At 43.5% G+C, this 21034-nt stretch carries 14 protein-coding genes; 9 read left to right on the top strand and 5 right to left on the bottom strand.

The features are described from left to right. Positions 1–77: 77 nt before the first annotated feature. The 3 genes from bioD (at position 78) to NMG48_RS02410 (ending at position 2865) form a co-directional block, all read left to right on the top strand. Positions 78–782, top strand: coding sequence for a dethiobiotin synthase (gene bioD, locus NMG48_RS02420; RefSeq protein WP_271253838.1), 705 nt, complete (start codon positions 78–80; stop codon positions 780–782). A gap of 57 nt (positions 783–839) precedes the next feature. Next, on the top strand, positions 840–2165 hold the full coding sequence (locus NMG48_RS02415) for a PrsW family glutamic-type intramembrane protease (protein ID WP_271253837.1): 1326 nt from the start codon (positions 840–842) through the stop codon (positions 2163–2165). Between the two features lie 97 nt (positions 2166–2262). Further along, positions 2263–2865 (top strand): Uma2 family endonuclease, encoded by a 603-nt coding sequence (locus tag NMG48_RS02410; protein WP_271253836.1) that lies wholly within the window; start codon positions 2263–2265, stop codon positions 2863–2865. On the opposite strand, the gene NMG48_RS02405 is transcribed toward NMG48_RS02410, so the two are convergent. Then, positions 2860–3777: a histone deacetylase family protein gene (locus tag NMG48_RS02405; RefSeq protein ID WP_271253835.1), complete on the bottom strand. Its 918-nt coding sequence runs from the start codon at positions 3775–3777 to the stop codon at positions 2860–2862. The genes NMG48_RS02410 and NMG48_RS02405 overlap by 6 nt on opposite strands. A gap of 215 nt (positions 3778–3992) precedes the next feature. On the opposite strand from NMG48_RS02405, the gene NMG48_RS02400 reads away from it, so the two are divergent. Then, the gene (locus NMG48_RS02400; protein WP_271253834.1) at positions 3993–4217 is read left to right on the top strand and encodes a DUF433 domain-containing protein; all 225 of its coding nucleotides are present in this window, start codon (positions 3993–3995) and stop codon (positions 4215–4217) included. Positions 4218–4391: 174 nt separating this feature from the next. Here NMG48_RS02400 and NMG48_RS02395 read toward each other — a convergent pair whose 3' ends face one another. Further along, positions 4392–9869, bottom strand: coding sequence for an nSTAND1 domain-containing NTPase (locus NMG48_RS02395; RefSeq protein ID WP_271253833.1), 5478 nt, complete (start codon positions 9867–9869; stop codon positions 4392–4394). An 857-nt stretch (positions 9870–10726) separates the two neighbouring features. Between NMG48_RS02395 and NMG48_RS02390 the strand changes: the two genes are divergently transcribed. Together NMG48_RS02390 and NMG48_RS02385 are read left to right on the top strand one after the other, a co-directional pair. Next, positions 10727–13198: an eCIS core domain-containing protein gene (locus NMG48_RS02390; protein ID WP_271253832.1), complete on the top strand. Its 2472-nt coding sequence runs from the start codon at positions 10727–10729 to the stop codon at positions 13196–13198. A 270-nt stretch (positions 13199–13468) separates the two neighbouring features. Beyond that, positions 13469–13927, top strand: a complete 459-nt coding sequence (locus NMG48_RS02385; protein ID WP_271253831.1) for a YbjN domain-containing protein — start codon at positions 13469–13471, stop codon at positions 13925–13927. A gap of 144 nt (positions 13928–14071) precedes the next feature. On the opposite strand, the gene NMG48_RS02380 is transcribed toward NMG48_RS02385, so the two are convergent. Continuing rightward, a complete protein-coding gene (locus NMG48_RS02380) occupies positions 14072–15613 on the bottom strand; it encodes a leucyl aminopeptidase (RefSeq protein WP_271253830.1) in 1542 nt (513 codons plus the stop codon). 379 nt (positions 15614–15992) lie between these two features. On the opposite strand from NMG48_RS02380, the gene NMG48_RS02375 reads away from it, so the two are divergent. Further along, complete coding sequence (locus NMG48_RS02375; RefSeq protein WP_271253829.1) at positions 15993–17594, top strand: TolC family protein; 1602 nt, start codon at positions 15993–15995, stop codon at positions 17592–17594. A 63-nt stretch (positions 17595–17657) separates the two neighbouring features. Here the strand turns inward: NMG48_RS02375 and NMG48_RS02370 are convergent, their stop codons facing one another. Next, positions 17658–18200, bottom strand: a complete 543-nt coding sequence (locus NMG48_RS02370) for a hypothetical protein (RefSeq protein WP_271253828.1) — start codon at positions 18198–18200, stop codon at positions 17658–17660. 357 nt (positions 18201–18557) lie between these two features. Here NMG48_RS02370 and argS point away from each other — a divergent pair, with 357 nt between their 5' ends. Beyond that, the gene (gene argS, locus NMG48_RS02365; RefSeq protein WP_271253827.1) at positions 18558–20315 is read left to right on the top strand and encodes an arginine--tRNA ligase; all 1758 of its coding nucleotides are present in this window, start codon (positions 18558–18560) and stop codon (positions 20313–20315) included. Between the two features lie 52 nt (positions 20316–20367). Next, on the top strand, positions 20368–20592 hold the full coding sequence (locus NMG48_RS02360) for a DUF6737 family protein (protein ID WP_271253826.1): 225 nt from the start codon (positions 20368–20370) through the stop codon (positions 20590–20592). 115 nt (positions 20593–20707) lie between these two features. Here the strand turns inward: NMG48_RS02360 and NMG48_RS02355 are convergent, their stop codons facing one another. Then, the gene (locus NMG48_RS02355) at positions 20708–20989 is read right to left on the bottom strand and encodes an antibiotic biosynthesis monooxygenase (protein ID WP_271253825.1); all 282 of its coding nucleotides are present in this window, start codon (positions 20987–20989) and stop codon (positions 20708–20710) included. Positions 20990–21034: the final 45 nt, after the last annotated feature.

Raw genomic sequence — 21034 nt, 5'->3', positions numbered from 1 at the left:
GGTAAATCTGGATCGAAATTCTCAAAAAGGGGCTTTTGCCCCTTTTTCAATATTCAAAAACTTGAACTTCTAACATAATGACGAAACCTTTATTGATTGTTGGTAGTGATACGGGTGTGGGCAAAACCGTGTTAACCGCAGCCCTAGCCGCCTATTGGTTAACCTATCGCGATCGCAATTCATCCCCAAATGTCCCTAGTACATCTTTAGGGATTTATAAGCCTTTGCAATCGGGAGAAGGCGATCGCGAGTTTTATGATCAAACTTTTTCCCTATCGCAAACCCTTGCAGAGATTACACCCCTATATTTTGAAACTCCCATTGCCCCTGCGATCGCTGCTCATATTGAGGGAAAAGCGATCGATTTAGGATTAATTTGGCAACAGTTCCAGAAATTGCAACAACAAAAGGAATGCTTGCTAGTGGAAGCAATGGGTGGATTAGGTTCGCCGATTACCGATGAGTATATTGTGGCGGATTTGGCGCGAGATTGGCATCTGGATGCGATCTTAGTTGTACCTGTGCGATTGGGGGCGATTTCTCAAGCGATCGCTAATGTGGCTCTGGCGACTTTGCAGAAGGTGAAGTTGCGCGGAATTGTCCTGAGTTGCTCACAAACCTATACCGAAGAGGAAATCGAGCAACTTGCACCGCCCCAGATGATTTCCAGACTGACTTCAGTTCCTGTATTGGGGATACTGCCCTGTATTGGGAATCTCAGCGATATTTCCCAACTTGCCCATGCTGCATCGGATTTAGATATAGAAAGAATTCTTGTTTAGTGCTAAATGTGAACCTTGCGAAGCGAGGTTCACATTTAGTAAGGGTATCGTGTGGCGATGACCTGCACTAATGATATAAATGAAGCTATGTACGATCGCCTTACCTCAATCGCCTTTCTCAAAGAAATTTCAGCCGATCGCCAAGGCTTTGATCGGGCTGAAATTGTGGCGACTTTAGGCGATCGCATAATTACCCTAGGGCGCGATCCTAGTTGTGACATCGCGATCAATATCAATCTTTATGGAGCAGTGTCCCGTCGCCATGCAGAGATTCGCCCCATAACTAATAAAAATTTTCAGGGTTGGGAAATTTGCGATCTCGATAGCGCCAATGGCACATTTATCAACGATCGCCGCCTATATGGCTGTTACGCTCTGCAACATGGCGATCGCATCCAGTTAACCAAAGATGGTCCCCAATTTATCTTTGAGCTAGAGTCTAGTCCTGATACCACGGTTGGCACAGACTATAGCCGTCGTCCGCGATCGCAAATTACGAGCATTACGCTGACAAAGCTATTACCAATTTTCTCGACAGGGAACGATCTTTGGAAAAAAGCCTATCTCCTTCCGGGGATGGCGACGGTTGGCTTTGTGGTGATGATGTTTGCTTTCTTGGGGCAGCCGCAATTATTTAATCTCACAATTTCTGTCTATATCAGCCTCGCCGCCTATTATTTTGTCTATCAACTTTGCGACAAGAATAAGCCTTGGTGGGTTATTTTAGGTGCGGCGATATTTACTGCAATTATTCTCAGAAGCCCCATTTTAAATCTGTTTCTCTGGTTCTTCTATAAAGTTCTCCCCGGAACTGCACCGACGGGACAGGTGAGTTTTGTCAGTGTTTTGATTTCTATGTTTTTTGGAGCGGGGATGATGGAGGAATTGCTCAAGGCATTACCTGTTTTTTCGCTCTGGTTTATGGGTTTGCGATTGGGAAAGAAATGGCGATCACGTATTGGTATTAGCGAACCTCTGGATGGCATCTTAATTGGCGCAGCTTCCGCAGTTGGCTTTACCTTAACGGAAACCCTCGGATTGTATGTTCCCAGCATTGTCCAGAGTGTAGCGAATCAAGCGCTTAGCCCTGAGATTGCTGAACTGACGGGTTTACAGCTATTAATTCCCCGTGTGCTTGGTTCCGTAGCAGGACATATGGCATATAGTGGCTATTTCGGCTATTTCATCGGTTTAAGCGTAATGAAGCCTTCGCTCCGTTGGCAAATTCTCACAATTGGATATCTCAGTTCCGCTTTGCTTCATGCCCTATGGAATACCAGTGCCTTAGTCAGTTTTTGGCTATTGGCGATCGTCGGTGGTGTTTCCTATGCCTTTCTCGTTGCGGCGATCCTCAAAGCCCATAGTTTTTCTTCTAGAGTTTAAAAATAGGCTTCGACTGCGCTCAGCCAAATTGCTTGATGTGAGGTTGTGCTATAGTTTCACTTATATTTGCGATAGATACTATTATCTTTACAATATCGTGATTGCTCAAGAATCAACAAAATCTATAGAAATAGATCAGACCCAAACGGAAGCTCAACACTTTGTTTTTCCGAATAGATACTCATGGAAAGAATTTAAGACACTTTCTGCTTTAATCGGTGATTCACGTAATATCCATCTCAATTATCTTGACGGTACTATCGAGATTATGACCACATCTGCTGCCCATGAAATCATCGTGCATTTACTCTCGATGTTGTTGGGAATTTACTTTGCAGAAATGGATATCGATTTTATTCCTACGGGTAGCGCTACGTTGGAATCAGAAGCTAAAGGCGCAAGTGTAGAGCCAGATTTGTCTTTTTGTTTTGGCAATAAAGTGGGCGATCGTGATTTGGCAATTGAAGTAATTTTTACCAGTGGTAATGTCGCCAAATTAGAGCGTTACCGTCGCTTTAACACCAAGGAAGTATGGTTTTGGGAAGATGGCAAATTTTCTCTCTATCGGTTACTTGACAATGGCTATGAGGCGATCTCCCAAAGTGAATGTTTACCCCAGATTGATTTAGAATTACTTGCCAGTTGTTTACTGATGGCAGAACCAAAATCAGCACTCAAAGCATTTCGACAAGGGCTATAGTCGATATTGCCGATAAACATCACTGGCGGCACGATGTAAGAGGGAATGTCGATAAACTAGCGATCGCATATCTTCGCAATAACCACCACCAATCACACAGGCGACAGGGAAACCTTGGGACACACAGGTACTTAAAACCTGCATATCGCGCCGATAGAGTCCCGAATCCGTCAGCGCTAATTTGCCTAAGCGATCGCCTATATGTGGATCAACTCCTGCATCATAGAGAACTAGATCGGGCTGAACTTCGTTAAGTAAATCGGGTAAATGATTGGCAAGGGTGCGTAAATAAGCATCATCTTCCATCCCTTCAGGTAAGGGAACATCGCGATCGCTAATTTGTTTAACAGAAGGGAAGTTAATCTGGCAGTGCATGGAGAAAGTGAATACATTCGGCTCATCCTGAAAAATGAGCGCTGTGCCATCGCCTTGATGCACATCCAAATCAACAATTAATATCTTTTTGACTAGCCCCTCATTGAGCAATACTCGCGAAGCGATCGCAAGATCATTAAATATACAAAATCCTGAACCATAGCTAGGAAAAGCATGGTGAGTTCCCCCTGCGGTGTTGCAGGCTAAACCGTGAGCTAATGCTAATCTGGCGGTTAATAATGTGCCACCAACAGCAATCCTCGTCCGATAAGCTAGTTCATAGCTCCAAGGTAAACCAATGCGACGTTGGGCTTTGTGGTCGAGTATGCCTTGCCAGTATGCCTCGACATATTGGCGATCGTGGACTGAGGCGATGATTTCTAAATCTGGTAATTCTGGTCGAAAAAATTGCTCTGGTCTGGCGACTCCATCGGCAATGAGCATCTCGTAAAGCAAGCGAAATTTCTCCATCGGGAAGCGATGGGTATTAGCGATCGGTGCGACGTAATTGGGATGATAAACGAGTGGTAAATCCATCTGTGCTATTTTGCCATGATTCCTTGTCAGGATTAAACCACTCTATGGTTTTTGCGTATTGTATCGCGATCGCTTATTAGCCTCTCATCTAGTAAGCAAAATTTGGCGATCGCTTTGTGAGGAGATTAGGGGGCGATCGCTACAAAAATATCGGGCTTAGATTAATATACAAGTAGCTAAAATGCTCTATCAGCAGAAGTTACAATTTAAAGTCAATGAATTATCGCGATCGCATTACTATTGAATCTGGTAAACGTAGTGGCAAGCCTTGTATTAGAGGGATGCGAATTACTGTTTATGATGTTTTGTCCTATCTTGCTTCTGGTATGACCTATCAGGAGGTTCTTGAAGATTTTCCTTACCTTACTCAAGAAGATATTTTTGCTTGTCTTAGCTATGCTGCTGATCGCGAACAGCAAACCCTTTTGGTAAAAGCATGAAGCTTCTTTTCGATCATAATCTCTCTCCAAAATTGGTTTATAAGTAAGCACAATTTAGGGATCGCTTAGCACTCACATAAAAAGCAAAGATTAAGATCCCCGACTTTTTTTGTAAACTTGTCAATCAATGTTAATGTCGAAGAAAAAGTCAGGCATCTGGGCATTTACATACATCTATTCAGATTTGTTTTCCCGTTCCAATTCTTCTTTTGCCTGTTTTCTCCATTCTGCTAATTTTTCGGGAGTAAATGGATTTTTGTCTTGTTGTAGAGCATCTAACCAAACTTGCTCTTCTCCTTTTTTGAATATTTCAGAAAGTTGCCCTCGATCAAATAAGAAGTATTTAAATTTATCGTTTTGCTGTTGATATATATATTTTCTTAAATCTTCAATCGCACCTTTTTTATTATTTGTAAGTGTTCTAGCTATGACTCTATTGCGAAGAATATTGAAGTTATTCGGCTCAAGGTTAATGGCGTTATTGCAAGCGAAAATAACTTGACTTGCGAAGTTATTTATACTTCCATGCCAGCAAAGTGTATTCCATGAATCTGCTGAGATTTTGAGATTGGAATCGTTCTTAATTGCCTGTTGATAGGCAACTACAGCAGATTTGATCTCACCCTTTTTCGCTAGTTTCTCTCCTTTGGTAATAAAGTAAGGTGCAACTTCTACTTCAAAATTGAGGGGAATACTATTGTCGAGTTTCTTTGCTTCTTGAAATAATAACAGGGCATCTTCAGGTTTGCTACTCATCCCTTTAGTTCTTGCTTCCGCGACTAAGGCAGGAGCCGCCACTTTGATAGTTTCGGGATCGCGACAAGTTGCTAGTTTTTGCTGCAAATCTGGCTGTATCGCTATGTAGTCTTGTAGCCAATAACAGGCAAGTCCAATCTGAAGCTCCAAGTCCAGACTCCAGATTTTTACGGTATTGTCCCAGCTAGCGGTTGCCAATTGCTTGCCATCGGGGGAAAAGGCGACGCTATTGACCCCACTGCTATGCCCTTTGAGGGTTTGCAATTCCTTGCCATCGCTACTCCAGATTTTGACGGTATTGTCCCCGCTAGCGGTTGCCAATTGCTTGCCATCGGGCGAAAAGGCGATGCTATAGACCCAACTGCTATGCCCTTTGAGGGTTTGCAATTCCTTGCCATCGCTACTCCAGATTTTGACGGTATTGTCATCGCTAGCGGTTGCCAATTGCTTGCCATCGGGCGAAAAGGCGACGCTATAGACCCGACTGCTATGCCCTTTGAGGGTTTGCAATTCCTTGCCATCCCTACTCCAGATTTTTACGGTATTATCAGCGCTAGCGGTTGCCAATTGCTTGCCATCGGGCGAAAAGGCGACGCTATAGACCCCACTGCTATGCCCTTTGAGGGTTTGCAATTCCTTGCCATCGCTACTCCAGATTTTTACGGTATTGTCCCAACTAGCGGTTGCCAATTGCTTGCCATCGGGCGAAAAGGCGACGCTATAGACCCCACTGCTATGCCCTTTGAGGGTTTGCAATTCCTTGCCATCGCTACTCCAGATTTTTACGGTATTGTCCCAACTAGTGGTTGCCAATTGCTTGCCATCGGGCGAAAAGGCGACGCTCAAGACCCCACTGCTATGCCCTTCGAGGGTTTGCAATTCCTTGCCATCGCTACTCCAGATTTTTACGGTATTGTCATTGCTAGCGGTTGCCAATTGCTTGCCATCGGGCGAAAAGGCGACGCTATAGACCCGACTGCTATGCCCTTTGAGGGTTTGCAATTCCTTGCCATCGCTACTCCAGATTTTGACGGTATTGTCATCGCTAGCGGTTGCCAATTGCTTGCCATCGGGCGAAAAGGCGACGCTATAGACCCCACTGCTATGCCCTTTGAGGGTTTGCAATTCCTTGCCATCGCTACTCCAGATTTTGACGGTATTGTCCCCGCTAGCGGTTGCCAATTGCTTGCCATCGGGCGAAAAGGCGACGCTACTGACCCAACGGCTATGCCCTTTGAGGGTTTGCAATTCCTTGCCATCCCTACTCCAGATCTTTACGGTATTGTCATCGCTAGCGGTTGCCAACTGCTTGCCATCGGGCGAAAAGGCGACGCTATAGACCCGACTGCTATGCCCTTTGAGGGTTTGCAATTCCTTGCCATCCCTACTCCAGATTTTTACGGTATTATCAGCGCTAGCGGTTGCCAATTGCTTGCCATCGGGCGAAAAGGCGACGCTATAGACCCGACTGCTATGCCCTTTGAGGGTTTGCAATTCCTTGCCATCGCTACTCCAGATTTTGACGGTATTGTCATCGCTAGCGGTTGCCAATTGCTTGCCATCGGGCGAAAAGGCGACGCTATAGACCCCACTGCTATGCCCTTTGAGGGTTTGCAATTCCTTGCCATCGCTACTCCAGATTTTGACGGTATTATCAGCGCTAGCGGTTGCCAATTGCTTGCCATCGGGCGAAAAGGCGATGCTATAGACCCCACTGCTATGCCCTTTGAGGGTTTGCAATTCCTTGCCATCGCTACTCCAGATTTTGACGGTATTGTCATCGCTAGCGGTTGCCAATTGCTTGCCATCGGGCGAAAAGGCGATGCTATAGACCCCACTGCTATGCCCTTTGAGGCGATTTTTCTCTTTCATGCCATAAATTACTTCTTGCATGGACAAAATCACTCTTGTCTTCACAGTAGAAGCCACGAATGTACTTTGTTTTAGCTGTTCTGCCGTTTCTATTGCCTCAACTAACGCCTCAATCTGAAGATCGCCATTCAGAAGCGATAGCATCTTGTAACTGTCAGACACAAATTGCGCGTCAACGCTAGTTTTCAGAGCCATAAATCCCGCAATTCCTGCTCCAACTGCCATCACACTCGCCACAATCCCCACCCCAAAAGCCAACCGACTTCGCCCCCTTGCCTTAAACTTCGCCGCCTCTTCCTCCTTCACCGCCACACTCAGCCGATCCACAGTTTCTCTTAAGGTTTCCCGCGTCTCCGCCAACTCCTGTTGCAACTTCGCCATCTCAGGTGCTTGTGACGCACGGATAAACTCCGCTAGATAGTCATGCACCAACTGATAGCGATCCAAAGGTGACTCAGGGATTAACACCACCAAACCCGATCGCACAAAAATCTCCAACACCAAATCCAACGCCGAATCATCGCCATGTACGTCAGCAAGCAAATCTTCTAAATCCTTTTCCAATTCCACACGGGTACGCAAAGGACGAGTCCCTCGCTCATCTGTCATCATAAATAACAGAAACTTAGCCAAGCGCTCATTCTCTTCCCCACAATCCACAATCACATCATTCAAATAACTCTCCACCAATATCGCCTTCGGATTCGTACCCAACAGGCGATAGTTAGCAAGAGTCTTAATACCCTCCTGCTGCAACTGCGCCCCGATCACCTGAAGCTCGATCGGACGCACCTCGCCTAGCTCATCCTTGAGATCATTAGCGATCGCCCCAATCAATTCAGGCTCCAAATAAAACCTTGACTTCTCCGTAAGCGTCTGGATCAGTGACTCAGCCGCCTCCACATTGAGATTGCCCACACGATACAACACATTCTTACTGAGAATATCTTGATCGATCGCCTCCATACTTTCGATCTGATTACATTCCAACAAATAATGCAGATAGTCCTCCCGCAATGACAAAACCACCTTCAGCGAAGATAGATTTTGCGAGTCATTTAGCAAACTTCCAATAAACTCAAAGAATCGCCGCCGCTCAGTAGGTTGATTATAATAAACAAAAAAGAACTCCTCAAACTGATCGAAAATCAAAACTAAACGCAAGTTTTGCGATTCTTTTTCCCGTAGTTTCGAGATGATGCCCTCACCCCCAGCCCCTCTCCCAGAGGGCGAGGGGAGCAAGACTTCATTCTCAGATTCTTTCTCCATAGACAAAGAATCCTGCTCCCCCTCTCCCAATGGGAGAGGGGGTTGGGGGGTGAGGGGCTTTAGCACTTTCTCCAACTCCTCTTCCCAATTCGTATAAACTCGGATAGCGATCGCACAAACATCCCTACCCTCAAACGAAGTATGCTCCAACTGCGGAATCAATCCCGCATTCACCAGCGAACTCTTACCCACACCTGACTTGCCATACAGTACGATCAATTTATAGCTAGGCTTAGCAATGCGCGTAATCAACTCATCAAGATCGTGCTTGCGTCCCGAAGCCTCAATTTCCGTCGCCACATCAGTTTGCGATTTACCGACCGACTTCTTACCCTGCAACCTACCCGCACCGATAAACGCCCGATAGCCATATTGCTGCTCAACCGCATATTGTTCCTGCTTGGTGACATAGGCTTCGAGATATTGCTTTTGTTTGGTGTAAAGCGATCGCAATTCTGTCAAAATCGCAATATACACCTCTGGATGTCCGCTATCTCCTAGCTCTCTAGCTTCAAAAAGTAGTTGCAATCCTTCTTGATAGTTTTCGAGATTAATTTCTGCTTGAGCGATTGCAAATAAATATAAATTACGCCATTCTCGATTTTCTTCTGGCACTTTAGATAAGAAAGATAGCGCCATTTTCCCATAATTTCTGGCAGTATCCCATTCTTGTTTTTGGATCGCAATGTCAGCTAAATGACGATAATCTAGAGCAAGATGATAATTATTGGGAAACTCTAAATGTAACAGTAAGGCTTTTTTGACAATTTCTTCAACTGCTTCCCAATCAGCCATCCGTTTTACGGCTCTAACTAGTTGAAGAATTACATCGGCAACTAGATCAGGACGATTTGCCTTTTCCAGAGATTCGACAGAACTTTGAAAGGCTGATCTCACTGATTGCCAATTAGGGGTGCGATATTTCTCAGCCTTAGTAATTTGATAATTTAATTCTCCAATTTGATTGAGTAATAATCCACTACGTTCTAGATCGTTGATCTTCTGCCAATACTCTAAACTTGCGTGTAAGTATTGCAAAGCCTTAGTAGGTGAATTATTGGGCGGTAGTGTGTCTAAACCTCTAATAAAATTGATATTTGCTTGCAGTCTTGGCTCAAGATTTAATCCGCGATCGCTAATTTCTTTAAGAGCCGTTTCTAATTCCGCACATTGAATCGAACCGAGCTGATGAATTTGTCCTAACTTTTTGAAAAAAGGAATCTCACTAGGCGCAAGTACATGACTAAATAGAGCTTCACTACCATCATGTAGAGAAGTCAGTAACTCATCGGTATCAATGGGAAACTCCAGCGTCGTCGTCCAACTCTCAAAATCTGGCGCAGTCCTAATAATCCGCTTATGGGTACTATCAGAAATCCACCAGACAATTGGATAGGGGCAATGATTGCGAAACATCTCGCGATTGAGATTGATGTCTAAAAGTGCAGCGTGCAAATCCTCAAGTTCATCTAGTCCCACGATCGACAATACTTTGGGAGTCTCCGATCGCACCTGAGCAATGATGTAGCTATATAAATCCTTTTGCGATCGCGGCAACTTTATTTCATAGATCGGCTGGGGATGAATTTCCTTGAGGCGAGTAATTAGGCGATCGCGTAAATCCTGATAGTTGCATCGCGCCAGTAGCAGCTTAAACTCACCTTCGTACATATCCAGAGTCATCGAAAGCTCTTGCAATAAATCCTCATTCTCAGGAGAAATATTTGCTGATGTCAGCTTAGAATCATCACTCATCGCCTTGTGACCCAGATTTTAGATTGCTACATTATTAACCAGTTAAACAAAAAAGGATTGCTTAGCAAGACTTTTTTATTTTTACTTAACTCATATCAGAGCTTGTTTGAGAAGTTAAACGAGACTTTGTTTTGGGACTAGGACTATCATTGGCTTTCTATGTTGGTAGGCTATACATTTGAGAGCTTTCGTACACCTTTTTGGCGATTTAACCCGAACTTAGGTTGAATATACGCCTTATGGCTGATGGCATCTATAAAGTTTTAGTGATAAATAAAAGTTAAATAAAAATAATCTAAGCACAAAATAAAAATTTTAAGACTCTTTCCTAGAAATACTTTCAGAACGCTTGTGATCTCTATTTGGTAAATGCTTCATGTGTTCTTTGCCGTTCTGTTTTTGGGACTGTACTTAGAAAAAATAGTAATTCAATGTGAGTTTGATATAGCTATTTGCGGTGTGCGAGTCATACCGCAAATGGTGCAGTTAAGAAAAATCAAGCCATTCTGGCTATTTTTTGTGTTTTCATCGCACTCACATTAATGAAAGCGGTCTTGTCTTGGTACAAAAAATTTAGAGGCTCAAATAATATGTTTAAACAAAGAACAAAGGATATTTTATTTCAGCCTGTTCCATCTCCTAGTCCGATGACTCTAAATCTGCAAACTAGAGCTTTTGCACCAAATAACTCCCTAGGGCAAGAATCCTCGCAAAAGGATGACACATTCAAAGCTAATAAATCCTATGTATCAGAGAATTTCTTAGAAAAACTAATCTCAACAACAAAATTGGAACCTTCTACTTGCCCAGTGCAAAAAAAGTCACAGAATCGGTTAAAGGAAGCTCATACTCAGAGAATGTTGATTCAAGCAAAGCTGAATATTGGTGAGCCAAATGATAAGTATGAGAGGGAAGCAGATGATAATGCGGCAAAAGTAGTCCAACAGATTAACTCATCACCACAGAATTATTCTGTCCAAAGGCAAGGGGCAATGGAAAAAAAATTACAAAGGAAGCCTTTAGTACAAAGACAAAACAATCTTGGTGGAGGTGAAGCATCTTCAGCTTTAGAGTCATCTATTCAAAGTGCGCGAGGTCATGGTCAGACGCTTGATACTTATCTACAAGCAAAGATGGGTCAGGCAATGGGTGCGAATTTTAGTAATGTGAGAGTGCATACAGATTCACAATCTGATCGGTTAAATAAATCAATTCAAGCAAAAGCTTTTACAACAGGGCAGGATATTTTCTTTCAGCAGGGAGCATATGAGCCAAGGAGTCGAGGAGGACAGGAGTTAATTGCTCATGAGTTGACGCATGTGGTGCAGCAAAACGAAAGACCTACAGATCTTAATTTGAGGAGATATTCCACCTCTACACCTCCAACACAAATAGGACAAGCTAGTGAAGTAAGTGCCAATATAGGGACAGTGACCAATGACGGTTTAGAATATAAGCCTGAGAATCCATCTTGGCTAGCCTCACATCCTCCAAAGGACACCTTAGGTAATGAAGAGGATAGACCAATCAAGTTCGGAGTTCATCGCCCCCTAAAACCAGAAATTCCTGATGACAATTCTGAAACTGATGGTTCAGAATCTGAGCATGAGAATTCACCCAAGACAGAAAACTTGAATACTTCTACTAAAGAGAAACACAAAATCCATAAGCATTTTGAGCTACTATCAATTGATCCAAGTTACATCTTAGACCTTCATCATCCCATGTCGGATATTGAGAAGTGGGGTAATGTTGGGGATGATCAATTAAATGGTTTAGCAGGGCTGATAGTTTCAGGATATAAAATTTATAGAGAGCAAATCGATGAACTACTCATTAAGGGTGGTGAAAAAATCGACCAAATCTTTTTAGAAAATGATACTCTAGAAGAGTATATTTCATCGAAGATACTTCCTCAATTGGACACTATCGAAGTTGCTTGTCAATTTTATGCAGCCCGTGTACAAGAGTTAAATAAAGAATCTCTTATTGAAAAAGGTCTGAGAAAACTTAAATTCAACAGTAGACAAGAACTTAGGGAAGGAAGACAAGAGGCTATTAAGAGTATAAACAGCAACTTTATAAATGATGAGTATAGCTCTATCTCCCAAGAAAAAGAAAAGCTCAAAAAGTTAATACAGTCGATATCGAAACAAAATCGTAACGATTACAAGAACAAAATTGAGAAGAAGAAGAAACTAATCACAAAAGGTGTTAAGACCTTTGACCCCAAAATAGCAAAAGAGATCGAAAAGTCTAATCAAGGTATTAAAGCTGGCGGTAAAATTGAGCTAGTTGGAGGAGGACTATCTAAAACTTATCTGGTTCCCAACGGGTTTTTTAAGCCATTATCGCAGTCACCGCATACAGATTGGGCATTGCCAGATGGACATCAGGTGATTCGAGAGATCCTAGCGTACGAATTTTCTAAGTATATTGGAGATCTATTTGAAAAAGAACTCGGCATCAAAAAAGATTTGGGAATTGTTAAAACAGGCTTAGCAGTTTTATCTAGTGAGGAATTTGCTCATGCAGGAATAAATTGGAACAAGAATAAGAAGAAGAATGTAGCTCTTGCAAAAATTGAAGCGGAAATGCCTGAACAGATTGGGGTATGGCAAGAACAAGTAGATATTAAATATACTTACAATAAACTCCTAGAGGAAGGGGGTGAAAAACTCCGAACAGAGCAGGAAGTCGATACTCCAGAGCGGCAAGACGAAGTGCAGAAGATCGCATTCTTTGACTTGATGACTGGAAATTATGATCGACATGGAGGCAATTTAGTCTTTGATAAACAAGGAAAATTACGCCCAGTAGATCAAGGTGAGATGCTGCCTACATTAGATCGATATGAAGTAAATCAAAAGAATGGCAATAATTTAGCTTGGTCTCAACAGAAAGCAGCTAAAGCGCCATTCTCAGAGGAGTTTCAGATACTAGCGGAACAACTTAACCCAGATCAGGTGATCACACACTTAAAAGGTAAAGTAGAAGAGATTAGTAGGTTTGCACCTGAGTTAACCGAGAAGATGATTCCAGATGAGTCTTGGGAATTGATGAAGTTACACCTGATCGCAACTAAACAGGGAATCAAAGCGGGACTCTCCCCTAAGGAATTACAGGAAATCTTTATATCTGGAGAAGTCCATGCAGCCTTCCGAGACCTCAAAGAAACTGGAGATTTGAGGGAAAAGACAGGATCAGCAAATGATCAGAAATATCAACCCGAAGATTTCCAAGAGGCTGAAGCAAAGGTTCTCAAAGCAATCAACAATGGTAAAGAGAAGTTACTACGTAAAAAATATGGATTCATGGCTCTCTCCTAAAGAATTTCAGAAAATCTTTGTGTTTGGAGAAGTGCGTTCAGTCTTTCAAAACCTTAAAAAACTAGAGATTTGAGGAAAAAGCAAAGATTATGACAAGATCAGAGCTTTCAATCCAAAGATTTTCAAGATGTTGAAAAGAGAGTTTTAGAAGCAATCAAGAATGGTACAGAGAGGTTAGAACTTCAATCAATCAGATCTTTGTACAATGATTGATATTCATAAGATCGCGGACGATACAATATTATCAAGGTTTTTACAGGATTTTCTACCATGCAATCAGTGTTTGAGGCAGTCACAAACTTTTTTAAGCAAGACAATTGGCATATTGAGAAACATGAGGATGAGACAGCCTTTTACACAAACTTTGGTGGCGAGCATGGACAATGGCGCTGCTATGGAGAGACCCGCGAATCACCTGCTCAATTTGTCTTCTATTCCCTTTGTCCAATTCATATTCCAGAGCTTAAGCGTCAGGATATATCAGAGTTTCTCACTAGAGCAAATTTCGACCTCGTAATTGGCAACTTTGAGTTTGATCTGGAGGATGGCGAAATTCGTTTTAAAACTAGTATTGACGTAGAAGGTAGTCATTTAGATTTTAATTTGATTAAGCGGCTAGTCTATACCAATGCCGTGATGATGGATCAGTATTTGCCAGGAATCACTGCCGTTGCTTATGGCGCAGTAACACCACTAGAAGCGATCGCCAAAATTGAAAATGAAGTTTAATTTGTTACGCAGAGAGAAGACCTGTCCTCATCCCCAACCCCTTCTCCCATAGGAGAAGGGGAGAAAAAATAATTTTCTTCTTTCCCTCTACCTCAGGAGAAGGGAATAAGGGTGAGGGGTTTACAGACTTCCACGTAACACTAGTTAATTGATAATTAAATTCACCAAAGTGCGAACTGCAAAACCTGTACCACCAGCATTGTTATAACCCGACTCGCGTTCAGTCCAAACTGGCCCCGCCACATCAAGGTGCGCCCATGCCTTAGTCTTTTCCACAAATTGCTTCAAGAATAAAGCACCCGTAATCGCACCACCTGCTCGAGAACCTGTATTTTTGAAATCTGCCACCACCGACTTCAACTGATCGAAGTAGGGATTTTCGAGGGGCATCCGCCAGAACTTCTCACCTGCATCCTTAGCAGCTTTAGCGATCGCCTCGGCAAAGTCATCATCAATCGACCACATACCTGCAATATCTTCCCCAAGGGCAACCACACAAGCACCTGTCAGCGTGGCAAGATCGACGATCGCATCAACACCTAACTTATCGGCATAGACAAGCGCATCGGCAAGGGTCAAGCGACCTTCAGCATCGGTATTATTCACTTCAATGGTTTTGCCATTGGAAGCCGTGAGGATATCCCCCGGACGCATGGCGCTACCATTGACCATATTTTCGCAAGTAGCGACGATGAAATGCACTTCGATATCAGTGGGTTGCAGATGGGCGATCACTTTGGCTGCACCCAATGCGGCGGCGGAACCTCCCATATCGGTTTTCATCAGTTCGATGCTGCTACCGATGCCCGTTTTTAGATTCAAACCACCAGAGTCAAAGGTTAAGCCCTTACCGACGATCGCTAATTTGCGCTTCGGCGTACCGTTGCTGTAGGTGAGGTGAATAAATTTGGGCGGAATGTCCGAAGCTCTAGCTACACCGAGAAATGCGCCCATGCCCAGAGCTTCACATTCAGCTTGTTCAAGGATTTTGGCAGTGAAATGCTCGGATTCGGCGGCGATCGCCACGGCAGTTTCCGCCAATGTAATTGGGGTCACGACATTGGCAGGAGCCGATACTAGTTCCCGTGCCAAAATTACGCCATCAACGATCTGTTGTGCTTTGGCGATCGCAGGATTGGCGATTTCAGGTTTCGTTTCCACGATTTCCACCCGTTCGACGCGCCAAGGTTGATTGTTTTTGGACTTAAAGCGCTTATCTTGGTGAGCCGCGAGTAACAACCCTTCGGAGATCGCCTGAGTTGTCGCACTGACATCTTGGTTATATTCAGGAAAAGCGATCGCTAAACTGGGTGCTTTTTCCTTATTTGCCCATTTGACGGCTGTAGCAGCAGCTTTGCGCCATTCATCCGCATTTGCCTTCGCAGGATCACCTAAGCCGATCAAAATTACCTTACGCACCGCATAGTCAACACCGACACGACCACTAACCGATGTCCCGCTTTCTCCAGTAAACTCTCCCTCCGTAATCAAATCCGTTAGGGTGCAAGCTAAGACTTTCATATCTAACTGCTTGAGGGTCTCTGACAGCTCTAATGTTTTAGTTACTTGACCCTCTACTTGCTCATTAGTTTTCTCATTAGGATCTTTGGGTTTCGCAAAAACAGCGATCGCAAGGGCATCTCCCCGCCAAAGCTGGGTCGCAGTTTCTGATGTAAGAATTTTCATTTTGTATATAGTCTGTAGGTTTTGGCTATATACCTAATATATATACAGCAATGCAAGTTTTACTGAGGATATACAACGCAAAAGATTGATAGCACCGCTATCAATACTTTTGGGATTTGATTACTCAAGCATTATTTGGCTTTGCTTCAAAGAAAAGTATTTGTAGAGGGTTTATAGCCTATACAAATCTAGTGAAGGAGAGGGTTGTGTCCCACAACTCTCTGTACCTCTCTTGCTTGAAAAGTGCTATGTAGCTTGACTGGAAAAATTGCTATTACTTGGCAAGTTCATGAAGCAATTCTGCATTTATGGCTTTATACTACAATCTCTATTAAATTAAGGACATATTTTCACATCTTTACCCAATTGGATGATGATTGTGACACATGTACTATCAGAACATGCTTCAAGTAAGTTATGTTGGCTGCTGTTTAAATCTGAGGAGTTACAGATTAAGATTATGCGAATTTCTTCCAGTTGGTTGACGCTTGGTGCGAGTTTATCGCTTCTGATTCCAGCTTGGACAGCCAATGCTCAAGAATTGACCCCATTAAAAGTTGCTGCTGCATCTCAAGCTAATACTTCAGAGACGGCAAAATCTCCGCAATTACCAACCCTGATTAGCTCTACAGAACCCGCAATAGTGATACCTACTTCTGGTGTCACTAATTCTGGACAATTAGATCCTGAACAGACGCTAGTTGTGCCCACTACTCCTAGTCAAGTTAAGTTAGAACGTACCAAGCCCGTTACTCTCGAAGAAGTGCTTGAGTTAGCTGAAAAAACAAACTCCGACTGGATTCAAGCCAGAATTGCTATAGACAAGGCGCGTGCGGCATTACAGGCTGCGGAAGCGGGGCGATCGCCAACGGTTTCAGGTACAGTCCAATATAGCTATAGTGATTCTGCCCAATCGCGTCTGAATATTATCAACAATAGCAATAACAATTTCACCTCAAACAAAACCACCAGTAATCCCCTTACGGGTACTTTGGGGATTAATTACAATATTTTCGACTCTGGCGTAAATGATGCAACGATCGCGGCGGCGGAAAATAACCTACGCATTGCTGAGTCCAATCTCAATCAAGCTAGACAAGTGGTGCGCTTGAGTATTGTGACTGCCTATTACAATCTACAAAATGCTGATGAAACCATTCGCATTCAACGTCAAGCAGTAAAAAACTCCGAAAAAAGTTTACAAGATACCCAAGCAAGGGAACGGGCAGGGGTTGGTACAAAATTTGATGTCCTCCAGTCTGAGGTTTCCCTTGCAAATGCTAGACAAGATTTGTTAAATGCCGAGGCAGCACAATTAGTAGCAAGACGGGAATTGGCACGTCAACTCAACTATCCGCCTACGGTGGAAATTACGGCTGCGGATAAAATTGCCCCTGTAGCTGAGTGGAAATTACCCTTAGAAGAATCAATCTTATTGGCAGTACGCAATCGAGCTGAACTAGATACTCAGAAATTACAAAGGGAAGTTGCCCGTAATAATGCCAATGCTGCCTTAGCGAGACTTGGTCCACAGGTGAGTCTATTTGCCAATGTCAATACTGCATCAGAATTTACCAGTGGTGGTGGGATCGGTACTGGCTACCAGATTGGTGCAACCTTAAACTGGACTCTCTATGACGGTGGCAAAACGGCTGCCCAAGTTGACCAATTTAAAGCCGATCAAGCCATTGCCGAAAGTAAATTTGAACAAGCTGCCCGTCAAGCCCGTTTTGATGTGGAGTCGGCATATATCAATCAGCGATCGCGATTCCAGCAAATTGAAACTGCCACAAAAGCTGTCAAACAAGCTGAAGAAGCTCTTCGTTTAGCACGTTTGCGTCTGGATGCAGGTGTGGGTACACAGCTTGAGGTACTTACGGCTGAGTCCGACTTCACCCGTGCCGATGTTAATCGTGTGCAAGCAATTATTGGTTATAACCAAGCGCGGGCAAACCTCGAACGTGCGATAGCGGGGTTATAGAATTAGAAATTTGCCTTAGGCAAATTTCTAATCAAATTTCTAATCAAATTTCTAATTCTATGATCAGTCTGTACCGCCCCAAGTCCAAATGGGATTGCCGTTTTTGACATCTTTTTTCAGAATTACTGCTGTTAGGGAATTGGCATCACGCATCCCCGTCATATCCAAAATCAGATAGACCTTGCCATCCATAAAGCGTGCTCGTAAATAGGAATGCTCCCGAAATGGTTCAGCGTTAATTTTGGTGATCTTGGCTGTGGCGATGCAGTTGTGATACTTAGTCTGGAGCTTAGCTGCCCAAGTCACACTAAAGCGATCGCTGGTTTCAACCTTAAATTGTTTCGCAAACCAACCCAGTGATGCTGAGCCGTCGATAGTATAGCCGCCTTCGTAATAGGGACGTGGGGTTTCGGTGAGGCTAAATTCGGTGGGGCAAATGGGAAATGCTGCACCTGAGTCAGAGGGATAAACGCTAAAAGTAATTTGACGAGGATTGGCAAAACTTGGATGGGCAAATAGCGATAGTTGCGCGATCGTCGCCGCCCCAAATCCTAAACATAGCTGCTGCAAATTTTTCTTGACTGTTGGAAACCTAAAACTTTTCATATAATTTCTGCTCTTGATCGTCAGCATTAGGTGATCTATCTATTAACTCAGAACCCCAAAGCAGATTGATGGTTCCCGCGGTTTCTTAACACCGAGCAAGGATAGGCTACAGACTATCCTCACCTCTTTAGCACTACCGATGACTCATAATATTGAATAGATCAAGATGAATTCTGCTAAAGGCGGGAACCCAACCCATAGCTATAGTCACCTGTAAATATAGTGTAAGGCGGCGCGAAGCGCCGCCTTACACTATTTGGGTTTTATGTCCTAACAAGAATGGCGACAGCTATATTTACATCATGCGCTGGAAAAGCGTTATATTGATCTGCCTATGCTCAAAGCAATTATTAACCCATGACCACTTCTGTTTTATCCGATCTGAAAATTCGCTTCTCTAAGGCGATCGCCTCTGCTTTTGGTGAAGAATATACCAACCACGATCCTGCTGTTGCCCCTTCTAAGGATGCAAAATTTGGGGATTATCAATGTAATGCGGCTCTGGGATTGACCAAGAAGCTAAAACAAAAGCCGCAAGATGTAGCAGCAAAAATTATTGAAAATTTACTAGCCGACGCATCGATAAATGAAATATTTGAACCACCTACGATCGCGGGGGCAGGCTTTATTAACCTAAAGCTAAAACTTAGTTATTTAGAAACCCAATTAGCGAAAATGCAAAAAAGCGATCGCTTAGCGATCGCTAAAGTTGATCAACCTGAGCGTGTGATTGTCGATTTCTCTAGCCCCAATATTGCTAAGGAAATGCATGTCGGACATTTGCGATCAACGATTATCGGTGACAGCATTGCGCGGATTTTAGAATTTCAGGGGCATGATGTTCTCCGTCTTAACCATGTCGGTGATTGGGGAACCCAGTTTGGGATGTTGATTACATACCTGCGTGAGGTCTATCCCGATGCGTTGACGAAAGCTGATGCGATCGCGATCGGTGACTTGGTAGAACTCTATCGCGCTGCAAAAAAACGCTTTGATGAAGATGAAGCCTTCAAGGAAACTTCGCGGAATGCCGTTGTGGAATTACAAGCAGGTGAGCCATCGGCAAAACTGGCGTGGCAATTACTTTGCGAACAGTCCCGTCGTGAATTCCAAAAGATTTATGATGCCCTGAATATCCAAGTTACTGAACGTGGCGAATCTTTTTATAATCCCTTTCTCTCAGAGGTAATTACTGATCTGCGAGAAACTGGCTTATTGCAAGAAGATCAAGGCGCATTATGTGTGTTCTTGGAAGGATTTACCAATAAAGATGGTCAGCCTTTACCCCTGATCGTCCAGAAATCCGATGGTGGCTATAACTATGCCACTACCGACCTTGCGGCTCTGCGTTATCGCATTCGTGAGGACAAAGCCACGCGCATTATTTACGTTACCGATATCGGTCAATCGGGACATTTTGCCCAAGTCTTCCAAGTCGCCAAACGAGCCAATTGGATTCCTGAAACAGTACAGACTACCCATGTTCCCTTTGGTTTGGTGATGGGTGATGATGGCAAAAAGTTTAAAACGCGATCGGGCGATACCGTTGCTCTCAAGAGCCTGCTCGAAGAAGCAATTACTCGCGCCCGTGCCGACATCGAAAGCCGCAATCCTGAAGCCTCAGAGGAATTTAAACAGGATGTCGCTGAAGCCGTTGGACTCGGTGCGGTAAAGTATGCCGATCTCTCCCAAAATCGCACCAGCAACTATATTTTCAGCTTCGATAAGATGTTGGCTCTGCAAGGCAACACGGCTCCCTATATGCTCTATGCTTATGTGCGCGTGCAGGGCATCGGACGCAAAGGTGAGATTGATTTTGCCAGCTTAAATGTGGATGCAGTCAAGCTCACGCAAGAGCCAGAGATTGTCTTGGCTAAGCATTTGTTGCAATTTGCGGAAGCGATCGATGCAGTTGCGGAAGAACTCTATCCTAATCGTCTTTGCCAATATCTCTTTGAACTCAGCCAAAAGTTCAATCAATTCTTTGAGCAATGTCCTGTGCTACAAGCTGAAGAATCTGAACGTATCTCCCGCCTGAGTCTCTGTGACATTACTGCCAAGACTCTTAAGCTTGGTTTAAATCTACTTGGTATTCGTGTTTTAGAACGCATGTAAAATAAAAAGGTCGTGCAAAGCACGACCTTTTTCAATATGGAAATCTAGAAAAATGACCTCAGAAAAGCCTGATAGTGTTTGGAATCATAAGCCTTGGTGGTGTCAGCCTTGGAGCATCATTTTGACTGGCATCTCGATTATTAGTGGCAGTTGGCTATTGTTTAAAATCCTTTGGCTCACAATTCTCGTGGCAATTCCCATATCTGCATGGATGGGCTTTTTCGTGATTCTATTTCCTAAATTAGCCCTTCAAGCAGAGAATCAACAATCTATCTAATGCTTGAACTAGTAAGTAGTTGAGCATAAAACCGAGATTAATGGACTGCCCGCGTAGCGGGCAGTCCATTAATCTCGGTTTGGTTTATAACTATGCTGAGATACTTAATGTTAAATCATAGCGTGCCAGATTCTAGTTGTTCTAAGTAGATAAAATCTGGAGACTTAACACCTGCTTCAGCTCTGATTTTGACTAACTTGGATGACTCAAAAAAATTCTTGGCATCTTCAATCGAAGTCCATGCTGAGAAATGTACAATCTTGTTTGGTTCATTCTCATATTTGAGAACCTGATAAGAGCGCTCACCTGCCTCTCGGCGAATGTCAGCAGCATTGTCAAAAACTTGTTTCCAAGCAGGATAATCCGCGACTTCGTGAATGATCAAAACGTATTGCATGGGTTACTTGAGATTGGTATTAATACATTTTACGAGATTGGCGAT

Source organism: Pseudanabaena sp. Chao 1811 (assembly GCF_027942295.1).
Lineage (GTDB): Bacteria > Cyanobacteriota > Cyanobacteriia > Pseudanabaenales > Pseudanabaenaceae > Pseudanabaena.
This window is presented reverse-complemented; position numbering and strand designations above follow the sequence as displayed.

Coding starts and splice junctions, on each gene's coding strand:
- NMG48_RS02415 (WP_271253837.1), top strand. CDS start 840: ATGACCTGCACTAATGATATAAATGAAGCTATGTACGATCGCCTTACC.
- argS (WP_271253827.1), top strand. CDS start 18,558: ATGACCACTTCTGTTTTATCCGATCTGAAAATTCGCTTCTCTAAGGCG.
- NMG48_RS02390 (WP_271253832.1), top strand. CDS start 10,727: ATGTTGATTCAAGCAAAGCTGAATATTGGTGAGCCAAATGATAAGTAT.
- bioD (WP_271253838.1), top strand. CDS start 78: ATGACGAAACCTTTATTGATTGTTGGTAGTGATACGGGTGTGGGCAAA.
- NMG48_RS02370 (WP_271253828.1), bottom strand. CDS start 18,200: ATGAAAAGTTTTAGGTTTCCAACAGTCAAGAAAAATTTGCAGCAGCTA.
- NMG48_RS02355 (WP_271253825.1), bottom strand. CDS start 20,989: ATGCAATACGTTTTGATCATTCACGAAGTCGCGGATTATCCTGCTTGG.
- NMG48_RS02385 (WP_271253831.1), top strand. CDS start 13,469: ATGCAATCAGTGTTTGAGGCAGTCACAAACTTTTTTAAGCAAGACAAT.
- NMG48_RS02360 (WP_271253826.1), top strand. CDS start 20,368: ATGACCTCAGAAAAGCCTGATAGTGTTTGGAATCATAAGCCTTGGTGG.
- NMG48_RS02395 (WP_271253833.1), bottom strand. CDS start 9,869: ATGAGTGATGATTCTAAGCTGACATCAGCAAATATTTCTCCTGAGAAT.
- NMG48_RS02400 (WP_271253834.1), top strand. CDS start 3,993: ATGAATTATCGCGATCGCATTACTATTGAATCTGGTAAACGTAGTGGC.
- NMG48_RS02380 (WP_271253830.1), bottom strand. CDS start 15,613: ATGAAAATTCTTACATCAGAAACTGCGACCCAGCTTTGGCGGGGAGAT.
- NMG48_RS02405 (WP_271253835.1), bottom strand. CDS start 3,777: ATGGATTTACCACTCGTTTATCATCCCAATTACGTCGCACCGATCGCT.